The following is a 20,777-nucleotide window of genomic DNA, read 5'->3' on the forward strand; positions in this document are numbered from 1 at the left end:
CCTCAACTCGTCGGAGTCGGGCAGGCGATCGGACCGCTCGTCGTACACGCGATCCGGCCCTGGATCGTCGGCGAGACGGTGCCCGCCGTGGCGATGTGATCCGCGACGACCTGGTCCATTACGTCTCGGGTCGTCGCCCGGCTGCGGAAGTCCGGGTAGCCGTCGCCACCGGCCACCATGAAGTCGTTCTCGGCGATGGTGTACGTCGCTGCGGCGCTCAGGTCCACCGCGGCGCCGGTGCACGAACCGTCGGCAGCCTGGCGAACCGCGCCGGTCACCCGGCTGCCCGCGGGCCGCGCGATGTCGTAGCCGACGCACAGGCCCGACACCTGCGGGTAGCGGCCGGACACAGCCGGCATCGCGGAGACGCCGTTCTCCAGCATGGTCTTCAGCTCGGCTCCGTTGACCTGCAACGTGACGACGACGTTCCCGAACGGCAGCACACCCAGTACCTGCCCGCGGCTGATGGGGAACGGCGGCGGTGTGTATGCCGGGCAGAAGTCGTCGGGACTGTCGGTCGTCGGGCAGGTGAGGTCGGCGCGCAGCCCGCCGGAGTTCGTGATCGCGAAGTCCACGCCGTACGTCGTCCGCATCGCGTCGGCGACCACATTGCCGACCAGCGACTCGCAGGTCCGGCCGGCCGTGTTGCCGCAGGAGTCGGTGCGTGGCACGAAGACGGTCGAGTTCCCGATGACTGTGCCGAGGATCGGGCTCAGCTGGGCGTTGAGTTCGTTCAGGCGGGCCTGGATCCGCGCATCCGGTGTCACGCCGATGTTCCACGGCTGGTGGAAGTCGGCCGTCTGGTAGACCACGTCACCAGTGGCGGCGTCGACAACGAGGCGGACCCGGGTGAACCGGACGCCCTTGCTGCGGTTCTCGACCACCAGTACGCCGTTGGCGCGGCTCGACAGCACCTGGAAGTCGGTGTGGTCACCGATCACGGTGTCGACCTTGCGGGCCCCGTCGGCCAGGTCGACGAGCGGACCCGCCGGGTTGGTGAGCGTGCCCGACGTGGCGCCAAGGTGGCCGAGGGCAACGATCGTCCGCACGCCTTGCCGTTCGAGCTGCTCGGCTCGCTGGTTCACGGCGGTGAGCGGATCGGAGACGACGAACGGTCCGAGGACGCCGGGCTTGGTGAGCTCAGGGATGTCGGGGTTGGAGAACCCGACGAAGGCGACCTGGATGTCACCGAACCGGAGTACCCGGGACTTCGACCACTCTTCCGGGGTGTCCCCGGTCCGCACGTCGAGGATGTTCGCCGACACGTACTTGAAGTCGGCGAGCGGGATGAGCTCGTCCCGCAGGTACTGCTCGCCTCGGTCGAAGTTGTGGTTACCGAGACCGTCGAGTCCGAACCCCATCAGGTTCATCAGCTCGATCGTCGGCTTGTCGCCGAAGAAGGCCGAGATCGGCGGAGTCGCGCCGACTGCGTCCCCTGCCGTGAGCGTGATGTGCCCGTCCCGGGCCTCGGCCCGATAGGCGTCGAACCACGGCTTGAGGAACGCGGCACCACCGATTGCGAAGGACGGGTTGCTCGCCCCGCCACCGGACAGGGTGTCGGCCGCCTCGGCCAACGGCACCAGCTGACCGTGGTAGTCGCTGATGTCGAGCACCGTTACCTCGCGCAGCGACCCGGTGCCCAGGAGAGCGTCGTACAGGATCTTCCCGCGCGCGTTCTGCGGTCCGGGGATGCCGAGCAGGAAGGCGACTGTCGGCGCGACATCGATCGCCCGTACGCCGGGCAGCGGCGCGCGCTGGCGGATCCCCGGCCCGGCGGCGATGAAGGTGCCGTGCATGTTGACGTTGCGGGACAAGTCGACGAGACCCGGCAGATAGCCGTGCTGACCGAAGAACTGCGAGAACGCGAACGTCTGCCCAGGGACCGCCGCGTCGGTCTGGTACGGCGGCCGGAACACCACGACCACATCGCCGCTGCGGTTCGGATGCAACGAGTCCGAACCGTCGACGTTGCGCAGGTCCTCCTTGCGCAGCACGGTGGCGACCACCTGCTTGCCTGGGTTCTCCGCATCGGTCAGGCCCTGGAACGCCGCGACGATCTGGTTGCGGACGGCGTCGTACTGGCTTGCCGGGATCACACCGCCCGGGTCGCGGCCGGCGACGCTGAGGTAGATCTGCGCGGTCCCGCCGGCGTGGCACTCCTTCGCCCGTGCGCCCGGCGCAGCGCGGCAATTGCTGATCTGCTCGGCGCCCAGCCCCAGGTCGGCCAGCACTTTGCTCACGTTGACGGCCCGCCACTGCGGCGCGAAACCGTGGTCACTCGACACGAACGTCGTCGGGGCGCCGCCCATCAGCGACCTGGCCAGCGCGAGCGTGTCATCGGCCTCGACGTACGCCGACCGGATGTAGCCCTCCCGTACCGCGAGCCGTCCATCGGGGACGTCATCATTCGTCGCGTCGTCGAAGTACGGGTTCGGGTCGCCGTCCAGGTCGGTCGGCGTTACGAGCGCCATGAACTGGTGGCTGAACTCGTCGGTCACCGGGGTGCCTGCGAGCAGCAGGTCCGGTCGGACGCCGAGGTCGTCGGCGATGAACCGCAGGTAGGCGAAGTGGGCGTCCTTCCACATCAGGCCCTGCTCGACATAGGTGTCCTCGTCGACGATCCCGGCCTCCAGGGGCGCGAAGTCAGCCGCCGTCGAGCTCGGGAACCGCGCGTTCAGCGTCTCCTCGAAGCCGCCCGGCGCCGAGCAGCCCGGCGCATAGGTACAGCCGTTGTACGTCGCGTTGGCCCGGGCGATCGAGGTGAAGTAGATCCGGAACTTCGACAGGTCGGGCGCCAGGTCGACCGCCTTGAGGTAGTACCCCGCGGTGAGCCCGGCGCGGCCGCCGGTGAGGCTGACCTTGACGTCAGCCCAATCGCCCTGGCCGAGATCGGCTGCCGCTGCGTCGCCGTCCTTACCGGCAGTGGCCGGTACGACGAGCACATGGTCGTAGTTGGTCGTGGCATCGTCGGTGGAGTCGAAGATGTACAGGTCGTAGAACCGGTCGATATTGTCGGCTGCCGGGAAGGCGGTGTTGGTCAGCTGCAGCCGCTCCTGCTTCGCGGGACTGTAGGTCGTCGGTACGTCGGTCCAGCCGGTCGCCGCATCGAGGTCGACCCGGTTGTAGGTGACGCCGAACGCGTTGGCGCCGGCGGGCTGGCCGGGCAGGTCGTAGTTGAGCAGCACCCCGCGATCGGAGAAGAAGGTGCGGAAGTCGACGACCGGGCCGCGCAGGGCAGGCACGTAACTGCGGGCCCCCACCCACTCGACCGCGGCCACCGTCTTCCCGGCACGCTCCGCCGCCTGAGCGACGGTGTCGCTCTGCAGGATCCCGGTCGCGGCGAACGACGTCCGGTTGTTGAAGTTGCCCTCGCCGGTGCGGTGGAACGTGTTGTTGGTCGAGCCGTGCTCACCGGGCCAAGTGCCGGTCGCAAGGGTCGCCCAGCCGACACCGGTATTCGGCGGGAAGCCCTGGGTCAGACCATTGACACCCTTGACCCCTGCCGCCTGCAGAGCCGCCATCGTCGGTACCGCACCCTCCGCAGCGTACCGGTCAACCAGATCCGGACGCATACCGTCCGCGGCGAAGAGCACCACCCGACGATCGGGCAGGTCGACCGCCTCCGCGAGAGGCTGCGTCGCTCCGGCGGGCACACCACCGGCTACCCCCAGCCACGAAACCGACACCGCCAGAGTCGTTGCCACAGCCAACAAGGCATCGTTCGTACGGCGCATCTCCGACCTCCGTAGGACGCCCACCCCGAGAGACCGATCTCTTCGTGACGTTAGCCCCGCCACAGATGTCTGGAAAGCCCTCGGCCCGATGCAAACCTAAGACGCGTCCTTGCCTGGGGAGTGGGAGGGAACCATCCACCGTCGGTGACTGTGTGCGAGGTGTCCGCTGCCGGGTGTGATCACGTGACCTGGGCACCGCCGACTCGTTGATCAGTCAGATTCCGCCCGAATCCCGTCCACCGCCCGTTGGACGAAATCAGTGAGGAGCAGCAGCGATGCGCACTTCCCTCATCACAAGATCCCTCGCGTTGTTCGCCGCGGGGCTGACCGCCACCGTAAGCCTTGGTGCCGGCGCAGGAGCCGTGACAGCCCCATCCGCAGATGCAACCGCAGCGCCGGACACGATCACCGACATCCGCACAGCCGCCACGGCCCTCGTCGCTCCGACCGCAGAGCAGCTCACCGAGGTACGTCAATTGCTCGCGGCTGCGGGCCCGGGTGCCCGGGTGAGCTGGGATGGGCGCTACGGCACCCCGCGCACGATCCGGCCCGCGGTCGGTGGCGCGTTGTCGGGGCCTCTGCCGGGTTCCGCGGTCGAGGTCGCCCGGGCCTGGCTGACCGAGCACCGCGCGATGCTCGGCCTGGATGCCGTGGACATCGCAGCGATGGTGATCCGGCGCGACCACCAGTTGCCAGGAACCGGTACCCACGTGGTGAATCTGACCCAGGTGTTCGGCGGACTGGCTGCGGCCCGCGGCGGATCCGTGGGTGTCATGGTCGCGTCCGACGGCCGCGTCCTCGGCTATACAGGCTCGACCAGTCGCGGCCGCGGCTTGCTCGGCTCGTTCGTCCTGTCCCCGGAGGTCGCCGTCGGCAAGGTTGCCGCCACGCTCGCGCCGGTGACGACGTACACCGCGTCACTCACCGGCGCCACGCAGGCCGGCTACCAGGTGGTTGCCCGCGGCCCCTTCGCGGCCGACTCCTATGTCCGCAAGGTGGCCTTCGGTACCGCCGGCGGTGGGCGCGCGGCGTACCAGGTGCTGTTCGTCAAGGCGCAGCACGAAGCGTACGACGTGGTGGCGGACGCCGCGTCAGGTGAGATCCTCTATCGGCGCAGTCTTGTCCAGCACGAGGGTCCGCTCGATCCTGAGGGCACCGTGTACCGGAACTACCCGGGCGCGCCGGCGGGAGGCACTCCTGAGCGGGTCTCGTTCGGCCGGACCGCCGAGTCGCCGAACGGCTGGGTGGACCTACTCGGTCTCGCCGGCACCGGCGTGACGACCTTCGGCAACAACGCCAACTCACACGCCAACTGGTCGAACTTCATCGGACCGATCGACCCCGGCCCGCGCCCGGTGAACCCGCTGGGCAAGTTCAACTACGCCTTCACCGATCAGTGGGGCGCGCAGCAGTGCGCCGTCCCGTCGTATGCGCAGGACGTCGACCCGTCGGCAACCAACCTCTTCTACCACCACAACCGGATCCACGACGAGTTCTACGATCTGGGCTTCACCGAGACCGCCGGCAACTTTCAGATCAACAACTTCGGCAAAGGCGGGCTGGGCGGGGACGCGATCCACGGTCTGGTCCAGGCCGGTGCGCTGAGCGGCGGTGCCCCGACGTACACGGGCCGCGACAACGCCTACATGCTGACGCTGCCGGATGGCATCGCGCCGTGGAGCGGGATGTTCCTCTGGGAGCCGATCAACGACGCGTTCGAGGGCAAGTGCCGCGATGGTGACTTCGACGCCGGGGTGATCGAGCACGAGTACGCACACGGCTTGTCCAACCGGTACGTCGGGACCGAGGACGGCGCACTCGGCGGTCATCAGTCCGGCTCGATGGGTGAGGGCTGGGGCGACTGGTACGGCCTCAACTACCTGCACCGCGAGGGGCTACAGACCACCTCTGAGCTCGGCGCCTACGCCACCGGCAACACCAACCGGGCGATCCGGAACTGGCCGTACGACAAGAACCCGACGACTTTCGCCGACATCGGATACGACCTGACCGGCCCGGAGGTGCACGCCGACGGCGAGATCTGGACCGCGACCCTCTGGGACCTGCGCAAGGCGCTAGTGCAGAAGTACGGCCAGGCGCTCGGCTCCGAGATCGCGGCCCGTGGCGTCACCGATGCGATGCCGCTGTCGCCGAACGACCCGTCGATGCTCGACATGCGCGACGCGATCGTGACCGCGCTGGACAACCGGTACCACGCCCGCCCGGACGCAGGCGACCTGATCGATACCGTCTACACGGCGTTCGCCCGGCGCGGCATGGGCCTCACCGCGAGCAACAAGGCGACCCCCGAGGATCCGACCGGCGCGAACGACATCGACCCGGTACCGAGCTTCGAGCATCGCAGCCCGGCGCTCAACGGGCGTCTCACCGGGACCGTGCTGAACGCGTCCACCGGGAAGCCGGTTCCGAACGCGAAGATCATCCTCGGCATCTTCGAGGCTAAGGTGAGCCCGGTCGCACGGACGGGCCCGGACGGCCGGTTCACGATCCCGGCGACGGCCGGCAGCTACCCCGTGACCATCCAGGCCGCCGGCTTCGGCGCACGGACCTTCAGCGGGCTCGCCGTCACGGCCGGGAAGACCACCGCGCGACAGTTCAAGCTGGCCCCCAACCTGGCTTCCGCTGCCAACGGTGCCGCCGTGGTGTCGACCACCAATCCGGACGGGGCCAAGTCACTGATCGACGACACCGAAGGCACCACCTTCTCGGCGGCGCCGGGCACCGGCAACGCCGTGGTGAGGTTGGCCGAACCCGCCGCGATCTCCGCGGTCCAGGTCTCGGCCTACAGCTCGTCCAGGTTCGAGGCACTGAAGTCGTTCACGCTGCAGACCAGCCCGGACGGCGTGACCTGGACCACCGTGTCCGGTGCCTTCGGCAACGATGCCTTCAGCTACCAGGCACCGCGTCCCGTCGTACCTGACGTGCACAACAAGACGTTCAAGCTGGCCAAGCCGGTAACCGCCGGCTACGTGCGGTTCTGGACCGACGAGGCGATGGGCGAGACCAAGACCGCCGTCCAGACCGGAGACCTGCAGGTCTTCTCCGGCACGGTCCAATCGGTCGAACCGCTGCCGCCCACGCCGCCGGACGCGCCGGTCACGGAGGAGTTCACCATCGCCACGGGCGACCCCGCCAACGTGACCATGCCAGGTGTCACCGGCACGGAGTTCGTCCAGACCTGTAAGGCGCCGCCGGCCTCGCAGAACGTCGACGGTCACGTCACCACGCTGACCGGGGACGCTGGCGACGGCGCCCACGCGATCTCGGTCAAGGGGCAGGGCACCGGTGTTTGGGACCTGGACGTGTACTTCTACAACTCGTCCTGCCAACTTCTCGGCCAGGTCGCGACAGCCGCGGCCGACGAGACCGGAGTGATCCCCTCGAACGCGAAGTACGTGGTCACCCATCTCTTCCTCGGAGCGGCTGTGCCGGTCACACTCACCATCACCGACACTCAGTAGCCGGAGTCGTAGCACCTCAAGGCCGGATCAGGCGCTCACGTCGGCTGGTCCGGCTGTGAGGTGGAGGACCTCAGGCCGTCGCGGGAACCCGTTTCAGGATCCGCCGGCTGCTGTCAGGGATAGCTGAAGGTGCGTCGGGTGAGGTGTTTCGGTGCGGCCAGGGTCTCGGTCAGGATGCGGTAGGCCGGATCGACCTCGAGCTCGACGTGGATTCCCTCCGCGGGGAGTCCGAACGTGAGTTCCAGGTTCCCGTTCGGGCTTCGGAACATGGTGATCTGGGGATCGGGCGGGTTGCCGTAGGGCTCGCTGTCGAGAAAGTCCTGGCCGCTCACTGTCGCGGTCTGCGGCTTCGGTGCGGGGCGGGAGGTGTCGCTGGTGACGGTCTCGACGATCCGGATCGTCCGTTGCTCGAGCATCGCTGCCCGAACGCGAGACAGGAGGCCATCAGCGGCCTGGGGCGCCCAGTGGATCGGGAACACCGCGGCGCCACCGTTCCAGCCGGCCGCGTCGACCCGGACATCGAGGTAGCTGGTGCCTGGCCGCCACGACAACGGGCCCACGAAGCAACCAGGTCCGCACGGCTGGAGTGGAACAGTGCCGGCGGTGCCCACGCGTGCGCTGACCTTGTACGGCGGCGGCTGGGCCTCGCCGAGCTGAACCCGGTCGTCGGGCACTCGCAGTCGCACCTCGAGTTGGTTCTCGCTGGCGGCGACGGCGACCGCGATCTGGCCGGCGAGGGTTCCGAGTCTGACGACCGGGCCGCGGGCCGGCAGCGGGAAGCCAAGGTCGCGGGTCGCGGGCGCGGGGGTCGGCAGCGTCACCAGGATCGCGGTGGCGACGAGAACGATGACCAGCGTGGTTGCCTCGGCGCGGGCCGGACCGCCGATCGGGCGCCGCCCGGGCGTCAAGCGTCTTCGGCCGGTGATTGCGAAGCCAGTGGCGACAACGACGATCGCCAGTTTCACGCTGAGCGTCCAGCCATAGGCGGTGGTGATGAGGTCTCGCGGCGTCGGAACCAGGAGCACTGCGCCGATCGTGCCGGTGACGACCACCAGTGCGAACAGCATCATGGCCACGCGGGCGTAGGCGACGAATGCAGGCCGCACCCGGGCCGCGCCGCGGTTGGCGTGCGCGACGCGGAGCAGGTGCGCGAGCGTGCCGATCCAGATCGACACCGCGGTCAGGTGGGCCGCCAGCAGCAGCGCGCCCATGGCACCGTGCTGGGTGCCGAGATGGTTGCGCAATGCTTCGGCACCGATCACCACGAGCAGCGCCGGACCGGCGAGCCAAGGGGCCCGCTGGCCGACCACGGCCACCAGCGCAAGGCCGGCTGCCTGGATGGCGAGCAGGGTCGCGGCCCGGCCACCGCCGATGGTGATCGTGAGGTGGGTGAGGAGGCCGCCCACCGCCACCAGGCCGATTCCCGCTGCGGCTCGCACCACGGGTCGCGGGCGAGCGGCGTCCGGCACAGTGCGGTCGGCGATCCGCGAACCGACCAGACCACCGATCGCGCCGGCCAGGCCGAGGAACAGCAGCCACCGCAGGATGACAACGATCGGAAAGCCTGCGGTGTCGGCCGTCTCGCGTCCCCGCAGGCCGGCCGCGCTGGTAGCGACGGCGAAATCGAAGCCGGAGTCCACGACGTCGCCGTCTTGCGCGGTGACCCGCCAGCGAACCACGTAGCGACCGGCGGCGGGAACGCTCAAGAGGCGGACTGTGAGCCTTCGGCCGCCTTGGTCGGTCACCACGGGCGACGTACGGATCTCGTCGCCGCCGGCGCCGAGCACCCGCACGCCGTGTGGTTCGACGCTGACCGGTTCGTCGAAAACCATGGTGACCTGCTCTGGTGCGGTGCTCACCGAGTACCCGGCCTCGGGTGTGGTGCTCAGCAGCGTGGGGTGTGCGCTGGCTGGCAGTGCAGTGGCCAGGAGCAGGACCGGTATTGCTGCGGCGCCGAGCAGCAGCCGGCGCAGGGTTTGCCCGATCGTCACCGGAGCAACAGCGGGCAGGCCGCGAGACCGGCAGCGACCGCCGCTAGGAGGACCGCCAGCAGACCGGGGAGCGCTACGAGCGTGGCAGCGACACCTGCGCCGCTGAGCCGTGCAGTCAGAGGGAGCGGAGGGGCCGGATCAAGCAGCCGCTCAACACGGACCGACACCTGCCCACCGGTTGCCGCGAGCCCTGCGCTGAGGGCAACGCCGTCGGTGAACGCGGCGATCGCGCCGACGAGTTCGGCACGCCCGCTGCGCCGCACGGCGCGGTCGTCGGCGAGCAGCTCGACGAGGTTCGCCGTCGCGGGCAACAGGTCCCGGAACACCGGTACGCCGGGAAAGGCGTTCGCCAGGATGCCGGCCCAGGCCACCAGCAGATGGTGGCGCCCGGCCAGGTGCGCACGCTCATGGGCGAGCGCTGCCCGGAGTTCGGCGGGCTCCAGCCGGTGAAGGGCGCCGCTGGTGAGCACGACCTTGTCGGTGCCGGGCACACAGTAGGCCGCGGCGCTGGTCGATGAGACGACCAGGACGCCGAGATTGGAATCGTGGCGGCCGAGAACGCTCAGCAGTTCGAGGTGCCGACGGCGATCTGCGCGCCTCCGGCGGGCGCCGGCGATCGCGACCATGGTCAGCCGGGCCAGCAGGAGCACCGGGGCGAGTAGGCCAATGGCCACGGTCAGCACGCCCGTGGCGCCGGTGTCGCCGACCAGCGCGGCGATGCAGGTCTGAATGAGGCCTGGAGACGTCACACAGGTGGCGGCGGCCAAGACGAGCGATACGAGCACGCTCGCGGCGGAGGCGTGCCACAACGTCATGGTGAGTCGAGGCGACCGAAGCCTCCAGGCGCCGGCGAGTGCCCGCGGCGCGAGTGTCGCGACGAGCGCGGCGTAGCCGAACAGGGCGATGGCGAGTGTCATGGCTGCTGCGACTCTCGACGCGCGCGCCGCTGCAGGGATCGGAGTGCTCGCCGGACCGCGTCGACCTCGTCGGTGGTCATCTCGCCGACGAAGTGCAGCAGCGTACTCGTGTTGTCGCCGCTGCTGTCGAGTGCTTGCCGCATGAGCTCCGCGCTGTACTCCTGGCGCGACGCCACCGGACGGTAGCGGTAGGCGCGGCCGTCGAGCTCCCTGGTCAGCCACCCCTTGCGATGCAGGTTGTCCAGCACTGTCATCACCGTCGTGTAGGCCAGATCACGGTCTCGCCGCAGATCATCGAGCACCTCCCGCACGGTCGCCGGCTGCTCCCACGCCCACAGCCGATCCATCACGGCAGCTTCAAGGTCCCCTAGGCCGCGCACCTACCAACTCCTTTCGACCCGAACAATGACGGAAACTTCGTGGCCAAGGCGGCTCGTTAGCCCCGGCCAGTTTGTCAACTATCGTAGATAGTAGCCGGGGGTCGGTTGACGTGGCAGGGAGGTCGAATGCGTCCCGGGAGCGAATCCCCCACCCGACCGTATGTACTATGCAGACTAGTACTAACCAAGTTCGGACTCCTGTCGTTGGGCCGGCCTGCGCCTCCCGCTCGATCGCCGACCCGGCGCCCAATCGCCCGATCGAGGGTCCAGGTAGATCGCAGAACAACTCGAGGAGGTGTCAAGGCACAGACGGTGTATGTCGCGGAGGGCCTCTACGCGCTGGCTATCTTGGCCTGTCCGGTCGGGATGTGCCTGATGATGTGGTTGATGATGCGGGGCAACAAGCGGGCCGACAGACCCCAGTCAGGTCCCGGCACGTCGCAGACTGACGCCGAGGTGGCACAACTGCGCGCCGAGCTCGACGTGCTGCGCGCGACCGCCCGCGATCGGCAGGCCCCACCAGCGGACTCGGGTCGGCCACACTGATACCCAGCTGGTTCCGTGACAGAAGCGATCGGCCCACTACTATCCTTCTTCGTAGATACTGCTCAGCACGGTCGTCGACTTATCCTGAGGTCCAGTTTGGAGGGGTGCCGCATGGCCCGCACCGGTTCACGGCAGGCGGCGGGGAGGAAGCCACCTCCGGCGGCTGCCGCTCGGACGAACGAAGCCGACCATGGTAGACGTTGGGCAGCGCCCGTGGTGTTCGTCGCCGTCCTCGCCGTCGTTCTCGCGGTGGCACTCCCGTTTCTGTTTGGCTCGGACGACAAAGCCGGTAGCCCGGCCGCGGGATCGGACCCGGGAGTGGCGCACGTTCATGGCCTCGGCGTCGACCCGAAGGATGGGACGCTGTACGCCGCGACGCACCATGGCGTGTTCCGGATCCCGGCTAGCGGGACGGCGACCCGGATCGCAGACCGATACCAGGACACGATGGGTTTCACGGTGGTCGGGCCACGCCACTTCCTCGGCAGCGGGCACCCCGACCTGCGCGAGGACAAGCCCAGCCGACTCGGGCTGATCGAGAGCACCGATGGTGGCGAGACCTGGCAGTCGCTGTCGCTGGAGGGGAGGGCCGACTTCCATGTGCTGGCAGCCGCTCACGGCCGGGTCTACGGGTTCGACGCGGCCAGCTCTCAGTTCATGGTCAGCACGGATCGGCGGTCCTGGGAGTCGCGCGGACTGACCCCGCTGGTCGACTTCGCCGTCAGCCCCACCGAGGCCGACACCATCCTGGCCACCCTCCAGGACGGGCTCGCCCGAAGCACTGACGGCGGCCGCTCGTTCGCCATCGTGACGGGAACACCGCCCCTGGTTTTCCTGGCCTGGCCGGCCGCCGACCTCGTGTATGGCGTCACCGTGACAGGGGCAGTGATGGCCAGCAGCGACGGCGGAGCGACCTGGGAGCAGCGAGGCTCGCTCGACGGCCGCCCCGAAGCCCTCATCGCAGACGGCAGCCAAATCGTCCACGCAGCCACCGAGTCGGGCATCTACACCTCGACCGACGGCGGCCGGACCTTCCGGCTGCGCTACCGCGGTTGATCCCGCCGCCGCAGGCCCCACCCGATTGGCCATAAGGCCGCGGACGGCGGCAGGTCGGCCTCAGGCGTTGTCCGGTTCGCTTTCGAGGATCCAGCAGACGGTCGAGCTGTCGTGGTCGGTGTCGTTGTCCTGCTCGGCGTGGGCGAGCAGTGCCTCGAGGTGGGTCTCGAGGGTGATCAGCTCGGCGATCTGCGCCCGGACCTGGTCCAGCCGCTGGCCGAGTACGCCGCGGACGTGACCGCAGGGCGCTTCGCCGCGGTCGTGGATGGCCAACACCTGGCGGATGTCGCGCAGCGAGAGGCCGGCGGCCTGGGCGCGGCGGATGAAGTGGAGCCGCTCGATGAACTCTGTGCTGTAGTCGCGGTATCCGCTGGGCCTGCGGGTGGGCTCTGGCATCAGGCCGGACTGCTCGTAGAAGCGAATGGTCTTGGCGGTCGTGCCGGTGTGCGCGGCCAGTTCACCGATCTTCATGACGCCTCCCTTGACTTTCCAGCGTACTGGAAGGTTGACACTGGTGCCAGAAGCCCGCGACCTGGCGCGGGGACACTGGGCGGAGGAGCACCATGAGCCAGACCACCTACATCGTCACCGGGATGACCTGCGGCCACTGTGTCGACGCGGTCAGCGGCTCGCTGCGAGCACTCGCCGGAGTCCGCCAGGTCGACGTCGACCTGGCCACCGGCCGAGTCACGGTGACCAGCGACGACGCACTGCCGACCGACGAGGTGCGAGCCGCCGTCACCGAGGCTGGCTACGAGCTGGCCACAGACAACGGGGGCCGATCTTGACCATCGAATCGGACGGGGACCAACCGAACGCCAACGTGCGCGACGAGACGGACGCTGCGCCGGCCGTGCAGCAGGTCGAGCTGTTGATCGGCGGGATGACGTGCGCCTCGTGCGCGGCGCGGGTCGAGCGCAAGCTGAACAAGGTCGACGGCGTCGCGGCGACGGTCAACTTCGCCACCGAGAAGGCCCGGGTCAGCTTCCCGGCCGACCTGGATCCGGTCGAGCTGGTGAAGGTGGTCGAGGCCACCGGCTACACCGCCGAACTGCCCCGGGCGGCCACGGCCCCGGACCGCGACGCGGCCGAGGACGCCTACGACGAACGCACCCTCTCCCTGCGGCAGCGGATGATCGGCTCGCTGACCCTGGCCGTCCCGGTGATCGCGTTGGCGATGATCCCGCCGCTGCAGTTCACCAACTGGCAGTGGCTGTCCCTTGCCCTGGCGGCGCCGGTCGTGGTGTGGGGTGCCTGGCCGTTCCATCGCGCGACCTGGACCAATCTGCGGCACGGCGCCGCCACGATGGACACACTGATCTCGGTGGGTGTCGCGGCGGCGTTCCTCTGGTCGGTGTACGCATTGTTCTTCGGCGCCGCCGGCAGGCCCGGTCTGCGGCACGAGTTCACCTTCACCGTGCAGCGCGGCATGGCCGCCGAGAACATCTACCTCGAGGTGGCCACCGGCCTGACCGCGGCGATCCTCAGCGGCCGCTTCTTCGAGGCCCGCTCCAAGCGCCGCGCCGGCGCCGCACTCCGCGCGCTGCTCGAACTCGGCGCCAAGGACGTCGCCGTACTGCGCAACGGCCACGAGGAACGCATCCCGGTGGACCAGCTCGCCGTCGGCGACCGGTTCGTCGTCCGGCCCGGGGAGAAGATCGCCACCGACGGCGTGATCGAGGACGGCAGCTCCGCCGTCGACGCCAGCATGCTCACCGGCGAATCCATCCCGGTCGAGGTCGCCCCCGGCGACACCGTCATCGGCGCCACCGTCAACGCCGGCGGCCGGCTGATCGTGCGGGCCACCAAGATCGGCGCCGACACCCAGCTGGCGCAGATGGCCAAGCTGGTCGAGGAAGCCCAGAACGGCAAGGCAGAGATCCAGCGGCTCGCCGACCGGATCTCCGCGGTGTTCGTGCCGATCGTGATCGTCCTCGCCGTCGCCACGCTCGCATTCTGGCTCGGCAACGGCGCCGACACGTCGACAGCGTTCAGCGCCGCCGTCGCGGTACTGATCATCGCCTGCCCCTGCGGGCTCGGCCTGGCCACCCCGACCGCACTGCTCGTCGGCACCGGCCGCGGCGCGCAGCTCGGCATCCTGATCAAAGGAGCCGAGGTCCTCGAATCCACCCGCCGGATCGACACCGTCGTGCTCGACAAGACCGGCACCGTCACCACCGGCAAGATGAGCCTGGTCAGCGTGCACACCGCCACAGATGTCGACGCTCAGCACGCCCTGCGAATCGCCGGCGCCCTGGAACACCCCTCCGAACACCCCATCGCCAAAGCCATCGCCGCGGGCGCCGCGGAACAAACAGGACGCCTGCCGGCCATGACCGACTTCCGCAACCTCGAAGGACTCGGCGTACAAGGAGTCGTCGACGGCCACGCCGCACTCATCGGACGCGCAGCGCTGCTCCATCAGCACGGCGTCGACCTGCCCGAGGAACTCGAACTGGCCCGGAAACAGGCCGAGGCACAAGGCCGCACCGCCGTGGTCGTCGCGTGGGACGGCGCCGCCCGGGCACTGCTGGTGGTCGCCGACACGATCAAACCCACCTCGGCCGACGCCATCCGCGGGCTGCGCGACCTCGGGCTCCGACCCGTGCTGCTCACCGGCGACAACGACACCGCCGCCCGCGCCGTGGCCGCCGAGGTCGGCATCGACGAGGTCATCGCCGAGGTCCTCCCCAAGGACAAGGTCGACGCCGTCAAACGGCTGCAAGACGAAGGCCGGGTCGTGGCGATGGTCGGTGACGGCGTCAACGACGCCGCCGCACTCGCCCAGGCCGACCTCGGACTGGCCATGGGCACCGGCACCGATGTCGCCATCGAAGCCAGCGACCTCACCCTTGTGCGCGGCGACCTCCGCGCCGCCGTCGACGCGATCCGGCTCGCCCGCCGCACACTACGCACCATAAAGGGCAACCTGTTCTGGGCCTTCGCCTACAACATCGCCGCCCTGCCACTGGCGGCCCAAGGCCTGCTCAACCCCCTCATCGCCGGCGCGGCCATGGCCTTCTCCAGCGTCTTCGTCGTCTCCAACAGCCTGCGCCTCCGGCGCTTCAGCAGCGCCCAACCCAGTGGACGATGGTGACCGAGCGCCATCGGAGCTGACTGAATTGGTCTTGACTCGCTCCCGAACCAGGGCGACCGTGAGGTGATCAGGGGATTGCGGCCGTTGCGATACCTGGGGCGTCTTGACGGCCGCCGAGGGGGCGATCGCATGGCCGCCGCGCCAAGATCTGTTGTGCTGAGACCTGCTGGTGGTGACGCGGTCTGGGTGCTGACGGACGTTGCCGGCGGCGAAACGGGCATCCTGGTGTGATCGCTCCTGAAGCGACGGTGTTCCGTATCTCCTCGTCCGAGCCGGCGATGCGCCTTTCTCCGGCCCCCCGAATGATCGATGGACCAACCGGCTTCACAGGGAGGGGAAGTGTCATGAACAACGCCACGCGTCGAGGATTCCTGGCGATGGCAGGCGCAGGCGCTGCGATTGCGGCGACACCTGGAGCGGTCGCCCAGCCGGTGGCTCGCGCGCACGCCTCGAGCGGGCCGCTGGTGGCCTACGCGAGGGACGTCAGTAGCTCTGAGCTGTCCATCATGGTGGGCGAACAAGAGGTCGTGGTCCACGACCCCGACCTGGTCGCCAGGCTCGTCCAAGCGGCCCGCCCGGCCGGCCGCGACTGATGGGGGCATGTCATGTCATCGCATCGCGAGGCTCCCGAGATCTCGAAGGACCCGGTGGCCGACAATACCGACGTCTACGCGTTCGTCAGTCCGGACCGGCCCGACTCCGTCACCCTGATCGCGAACTTCATCCCGTTCCAGTCGCCGCAGGGTGGCCCGAACTTCTACGAGTTCGGTGACGACGTCCTGTACGGGATCCACATCTCGAACCGTGGTGACGCACGCGCGGACATCAGCTACCTATTCAGGTTCACGACCAAGATCCGTAACAACAACACGTTCCTCTATAACACCGGCCCGATCGGCGCATTGGACGACCCGAACTGGAACCGCCCGCAGTTCTACTCGGTCACGAAGGTGACCCGCGGCTACGAGAACGAGCCGCAGGTGCTGGCGAGATCGCTGCCCTGCCCACCGGTCAACATCGGGCCGCGCAGCACGAACGACTACGCGCGCTTCACCGCGCTGGCCACGCACCACCTGACCGGCGGCCGGAAGGTGTTCGCCGGGCAACGGGCCGAGGGGTTCTTCGTCGACCTCGGCAGCATCTTCGACCTCGGCACGCTCCGGCCGTTCCAGCACCTCCACCTGATCCCATCCGCGGCCGCCGTCGGCGTGAACGGCACCCAGGGCCTCAACGTCCACACCATCGCCATCCAGGTACCCCGCCGCGAGCTGACCCGGGACGGGACGACCCCGACCGATCCGCTGAACCCGAAGTCCGTCGTAGGGGTGTGGGCCACGGCCAGCCGCCGCAAGTCCCGCATCTACGACACTTCGACCGGCCGGACCACCGGGCACGGCCCGTTCAACCAGGTCTCGCGACTGGGGAACCCGCTGTTCAACGAGGTGATCGTGCCGATGGCGGCCAAGGACCGCTGGAACGCGCTGCCGCCATCCAAGGACAGCGAGTTCGCCAAGTACGTGTCCAGGCCCGAGCTGGCCGGATTGCTGCCGGTGCTCTACCCCGGGGTGTTCCCAAACCTGGCCGCCTACACCAAGCCACGAGCCGACCTGACCGCGATCTTGCTGACCGGCATCCCACCCGGTGTGGCGCCCGGGTTCCAGAACTCCACCGGGTCCGTCCTCGCCGACCTGCTGCGGCTCAACCTCGCCGTACCGCCGGCGACGTCGCCGAACCCGCTCGGCCTGGTTGGCGGCGACGCGGCCGGATTCCCCAACGGCAGAAGGGTCTTCGACGACGTCGTCACAGTAGAGCTACGAGCCATCGCCGGCGCCACCATCCCGCTGGTCGACCCGTCCTTCACACCGGACGGCGCCGCGGCCGCGATCAAGGACGGCACCTCGAACACCAACGCGCCGTACCTGACCACGTTCCCGTACCTGGGTACGCCGGCAGGCGGATACCAGACCAAGCCCGGCATCCCGGCCACATGATGTCCAGCCAGGAGAACCCGTACGCCGGTCAGGGCGCCGTGCTGCTCGACATCGGCGGCGGTGTCGGCGCACTGGTCGTGACCATGCCGGCCTCCCTAGCCGGGGCGGAGATCGAGGCCCGGCACGTGCCCGATCACGGCGGCCACCTATCGCATGTCGAAGTGCTGCGGCGGCCCTCGCCGGCCGGTGCGGTCTGCTCGGCGGTCTTCGGCGAACTCGAGGCCGGGACCTACGAGTTGTACCAGCGCCCGGCCGGCCCCGTCCGCGTCCGGGCAACCGTTACCGGCGGCCGGGTGACCCAAACCACCTGGCCCAACACCTGACACCGCCACCATCCAGCTCATTTCCAAATCGCCTTGTCGAGGCCTGAAGCACGCTGGATTGCCCAGTTTGCGAAAGATCGCATCGGTCTGGCCTTCGCCGAGCCTTGACATCGCAGGGAGGCGTGCGGATCGTCGGTAGAGGTCGTGGTCTGAGCGAGTCCGCTAGGTTCCGCCGATGCCTCTCGCGCGGGGTGGACGCCAGCCGCTGACCGACCACGGGGAGAGAACCAGAGTGAATCGGCCCATCAGCCGATCACTACAGGGGGCGGAGTGCCGGCGGTTCCGGCGATCCTGCTGCGGCGTCCCGCCCTCACCGGCAGTGGCGGCAACGCCACTGCGCGTCTCTTGAGAGGAGTTCGGACATGAGACGGCGATGGCGTCTCCTGTCGATCGGGATGGCGGTCGCGGGCTTGCTGCTCGTCCCGATCACGGCGGGCGCACACGATCCGGACGATCACGGCACCCACCCGCCTACCGGCGGTGGTGCTCCGGATCTGCACAGCGACAACATGACGCTGCTGAAGAACCTGCCCAAGGTGGGCACGGCGACCCAGTCGGATCTGGCGTTCGAGGGCCGGTACGCCTACGCGGGGTCCTTCTCGGGCTTCCGCATCATCGACATCTCGAATCCGGCGAGCGCACAGCAGGTCACGTTCTTCCCCTGTAACGGCGGTCAGGGCGATGTGTCCATTTACAACGGCCTGCTGTTCTCGTCCGTCGACACACCGCAGACCAAGTCCAGCTGTGACAGCGCCAACACCACGGCGGCGAACCCCGCCGCCTGGGAAGGCGTGCGGATCTTCGACGTACGGGATCCGAGCAACGTCAAGCACCTCGCGTCGGTACGCACCGACTGCGGCTCGCACACCAACACGCTCGCACCGGCGGGCACCGGCAGCCTGTTCGTCTACGTGTCATCGTTCGGGCTGACGGCGACGTCGATCGGACCGCACTGCCAGGCGGACCACGGCAAGATCTCGGTGATCCACGTCCCGCTGCGGAACCCGGAGAAGGCAAAGGTCGTGGCGACGCCGGCGACGACTGACGTGCCCGTGTTCGACGCGTCCCGGTTGGAGCTCGACGATCTCGTGCCGCCGGGCTTCCTGCTGGACACGACGGGTTGCCACGACATAACGGTGCTGAAACCGCTCGAGCTTGCGGCGGCAGCGTGTCTCAGCGTCGGCCAGATCTGGGACATCAGCGACCGCACCGCTCCGAAGGTGCTGCACACGCTGTCCACTGAGGAGGTCCGGGCCTGGCACTCGGCGCAATTCACCTGGGACGGCGAACGCGTCGTCTTCGGAGACGAGGCGGGCGGCGGCTCTCTGCCGCGGTGCCGCGCGCAGGACCCACCGACGACCGGTGCCGTCTGGATCTACGACGTCACCTCGGGCGCGGAGCTCGGGCACTACAAGCTGCCACGCGCCGAGACCGGCATCTGCACGATGCACAACTTCAACTTGGTGCCAGGGGTGAGCCGGGACATCCTCGTCTCGGCCGCCTACACGGCCGGTACGACGGTGGCGGACCTGACCGACCCGGCCAACCCCGTCGAGATCGGCTTCTACCGGGCCGGTGACCCGATCGCCGCGGATACCTGGTCGTCGTACTGGCACAACGGGTTCATCTACGGGAACGACATCACTCGTGGTTTCGATGTGTTCTCCCTCAACCATCCGGCGGTGGCCGGCGCGGCGAACCTAGGCCGCGACAACCCCCAGACCCAGGAAGTCCTCTTCCGATGATGACCTGCGGCCGGCCCTCTATCGCTGGGGCCGGCCGTCCTGGTCCGTGCCTGACACATCCGACAAGACTTGGAGGCAATCCATGTCACGGCACATCCGTCTTGTCCTCGGCGCGATCCTGAGCGCCGGGCTGTTGATCGTCCCGGCGACGGCGCTCGCCGACCACGGGACCAACCCGCACACACCGAACATGCATGCCTTGGGCCACAGTCCACACCCGGCGACATTCCTGGGGGAGCCGGATGGCGTGCGCCACATCAGCTCTGACATCGCCTTCCGCGGGAGGCTGGCGTTCCACGGCAACTACGACGGCTTCCGGGTGATCGACATCGCCGACCCGGACAATCCACAGGAGATCCTGCACCAGCGGTGCAACGGCGACCAGGGAGACATCTTCGTCTCCGGCGACATCCTGGTCCGGTCGTGGAACTCCAAGAAGACAATGCCCCGCCTCTGCGACGGCCAGACCGTCCCGGCCGGATGGGAAGGCGTCCACGTCTTCGACATCAGCAACCTCGCGGACCCCGCGCTCGTCGCCTCCGTCTCGCTTCCCTGTGGCTCGCACACCCTGACGGGTGCCGGGGTCTCACAGGGACGCCTGATCATCTACAGCAACAACTCGAGCAGCGCGGGCTGTGTCGACGGCACGCGCGCACTCGATGACCCGGTCGGTGACTTCATGGACGTCATCGCGGTTCCGGTGAACGACCCGGCCGCCGCGTCCCTGATCCACCGCGAACCGCTGGCCGGACCGACGACGGACGTCCGCACCGGATGCCACGACGCCGGCGCCATCCTTGGCTCGGTCAACAAGGTGGTCTGTGCGAGCGCCGACACGATCAACGTGTTCGACATCGGCGCAAACAGCACGCCCGGCGGCAGCCCCGAGGATCCGGTGCTCCTGTTCACGATCACCGAGCCAGGTGTCGGGCAGGCCGGTACCAACGGTCGCTGGCACTCCAGCGTCTTCACATGGGACGGCAAAGTGATCGCCGCCGGTTGGGAACCCGGTGGTGGCGCGGACACTGAGTGCCAGACCGCCGACCCCGCGGTGGACAAGAGCATGTTCTTCTACGACGCCACCACTGGCGCCAAGCTCGGCCAGTGGACGCTGCCGCGGGGCCAGGACGGCGTCGGCGAGAACTGCACGATCCACAACTACAACATCGTGCCGCTGCGCAGCGGCCGCTACGTCGCAGTCGGTGGCCACTACCAGGCCGGAACCTGGGTCACCGAATTCACCGATCCGGCCAACCCGGTCACCGTGGGCTGGTCCGATCCGCCCGTCATCGCTCCACCAGACCTGGGCGGAGCGTGGTCGTCGTACTGGTACAACAACTTCATCTACGAGTCGAGCATCACGGAGGGCTTGAACGTCTTCCGGCTGAGCGACAGCACGACCGGTGGCGCCCTGCGCCTCGGCCATCTCAACCCACAAACCCAGGAGTTCTCACTTCCGTGACCCGCTCCCCGGCCGGGCCCGCCTCAGCGCGCGGGCCCGGTCGGATTACCGCC

General features: G+C 68.7%; 15 protein-coding genes. 10 read left to right on the forward strand and 5 right to left on the reverse strand.

All coding sequences use genetic code 11. The annotated features are described in order from the left end of the window. Positions 1-2 precede the first annotated feature (2 nt). Positions 3-3,734 carry a 5'-nucleotidase C-terminal domain-containing protein gene (locus EV643_RS35640; protein WP_133804617.1) on the reverse strand — a complete coding sequence of 1,244 codons (3,732 nt, stop codon included), beginning with the start codon at positions 3,732-3,734 and terminating at the stop codon, positions 3-5. 275 nt (positions 3,735-4,009) lie between these two features. Here EV643_RS35640 and EV643_RS35645 point away from each other — a divergent pair, with 275 nt between their 5' ends. Further along, on the forward strand, positions 4,010-7,216 hold the full coding sequence (locus EV643_RS35645) for a M36 family metallopeptidase (RefSeq protein WP_133804618.1): 3,207 nt from the start codon (positions 4,010-4,012) through the stop codon (positions 7,214-7,216). A gap of 113 nt (positions 7,217-7,329) precedes the next feature. Here the strand turns inward: EV643_RS35645 and EV643_RS35650 are convergent, their stop codons facing one another. The 3 genes from EV643_RS35650 to EV643_RS35660 are packed head-to-tail and all read right to left on the reverse strand — an operon-like array spanning position 7,330 to position 10,504. Beyond that, positions 7,330-9,207 carry a copper resistance CopC/CopD family protein gene (locus EV643_RS35650; RefSeq protein ID WP_238166034.1) on the reverse strand — a complete coding sequence of 626 codons (1,878 nt, stop codon included), beginning with the start codon at positions 9,205-9,207 and terminating at the stop codon, positions 7,330-7,332. Continuing rightward, complete coding sequence (locus EV643_RS35655) at positions 9,204-10,124, reverse strand: M56 family metallopeptidase (protein ID WP_133804619.1); 921 nt, start codon at positions 10,122-10,124, stop codon at positions 9,204-9,206. Before EV643_RS35655 ends, EV643_RS35650 begins: the two co-directional genes overlap by 4 nt. Next, positions 10,121-10,504: a BlaI/MecI/CopY family transcriptional regulator gene (locus EV643_RS35660; RefSeq protein WP_133804620.1), complete on the reverse strand. Its 384-nt coding sequence runs from the start codon at positions 10,502-10,504 to the stop codon at positions 10,121-10,123. The genes EV643_RS35655 and EV643_RS35660 overlap by 4 nt, the downstream gene beginning before the upstream one ends. A gap of 312 nt (positions 10,505-10,816) precedes the next feature. Between EV643_RS35660 and EV643_RS45125 the strand changes: the two genes are divergently transcribed. Continuing rightward, entirely contained in the window at positions 10,817-11,050 is a 234-nt protein-coding gene (locus tag EV643_RS45125) for a hypothetical protein (protein ID WP_238166035.1), read from the forward strand. Positions 11,051-11,263: 213 nt separating this feature from the next. Then, positions 11,264-12,106, forward strand: a complete 843-nt coding sequence (locus EV643_RS35670) for a F510_1955 family glycosylhydrolase (protein WP_166665703.1) — start codon at positions 11,264-11,266, stop codon at positions 12,104-12,106. Between the two features lie 60 nt (positions 12,107-12,166). Here EV643_RS35670 and EV643_RS35675 read toward each other — a convergent pair whose 3' ends face one another. After that, positions 12,167-12,577, reverse strand: coding sequence for a heavy metal-responsive transcriptional regulator (locus EV643_RS35675; RefSeq protein WP_133804622.1), 411 nt, complete (start codon positions 12,575-12,577; stop codon positions 12,167-12,169). 92 nt (positions 12,578-12,669) lie between these two features. Here EV643_RS35675 and EV643_RS35680 point away from each other — a divergent pair, with 92 nt between their 5' ends. The 7 genes from EV643_RS35680 (at position 12,670) to EV643_RS35710 (ending at position 20,724) form a co-directional block, all read left to right on the forward strand. Next, positions 12,670-12,894 (forward strand): heavy-metal-associated domain-containing protein, encoded by a 225-nt coding sequence (locus EV643_RS35680; protein ID WP_133804623.1) that lies wholly within the window; start codon positions 12,670-12,672, stop codon positions 12,892-12,894. Positions 12,895-12,989: 95 nt separating this feature from the next. Further along, complete coding sequence (locus EV643_RS35685; RefSeq protein ID WP_133804662.1) at positions 12,990-15,203, forward strand: heavy metal translocating P-type ATPase; 2,214 nt, start codon at positions 12,990-12,992, stop codon at positions 15,201-15,203. 344 nt (positions 15,204-15,547) lie between these two features. Then, a complete protein-coding gene (locus tag EV643_RS35690; RefSeq protein WP_133804624.1) occupies positions 15,548-15,796 on the forward strand; it encodes a hypothetical protein in 249 nt (82 codons plus the stop codon). A 12-nt stretch (positions 15,797-15,808) separates the two neighbouring features. Next, complete coding sequence (locus EV643_RS35695; protein WP_133804625.1) at positions 15,809-17,194, forward strand: DUF4331 domain-containing protein; 1,386 nt, start codon at positions 15,809-15,811, stop codon at positions 17,192-17,194. After that, positions 17,191-17,517, forward strand: a complete 327-nt coding sequence (locus EV643_RS35700; protein ID WP_133804626.1) for a hypothetical protein — start codon at positions 17,191-17,193, stop codon at positions 17,515-17,517. Before EV643_RS35695 ends, EV643_RS35700 begins: the two co-directional genes overlap by 4 nt. A 362-nt stretch (positions 17,518-17,879) precedes the next feature. Continuing rightward, positions 17,880-19,262 (forward strand): LVIVD repeat-containing protein, encoded by a 1,383-nt coding sequence (locus EV643_RS35705; RefSeq protein WP_133804627.1) that lies wholly within the window; start codon positions 17,880-17,882, stop codon positions 19,260-19,262. Between the two features lie 82 nt (positions 19,263-19,344). Further along, on the forward strand, positions 19,345-20,724 hold the full coding sequence (locus EV643_RS35710; RefSeq protein WP_133804628.1) for an LVIVD repeat-containing protein: 1,380 nt from the start codon (positions 19,345-19,347) through the stop codon (positions 20,722-20,724). Positions 20,725-20,777: the final 53 nt, after the last annotated feature.

The organism is Kribbella caucasensis (assembly GCF_004361855.1).
In the GTDB taxonomy this organism is placed as follows: domain Bacteria; phylum Actinomycetota; class Actinomycetes; order Propionibacteriales; family Kribbellaceae; genus Kribbella; species Kribbella caucasensis.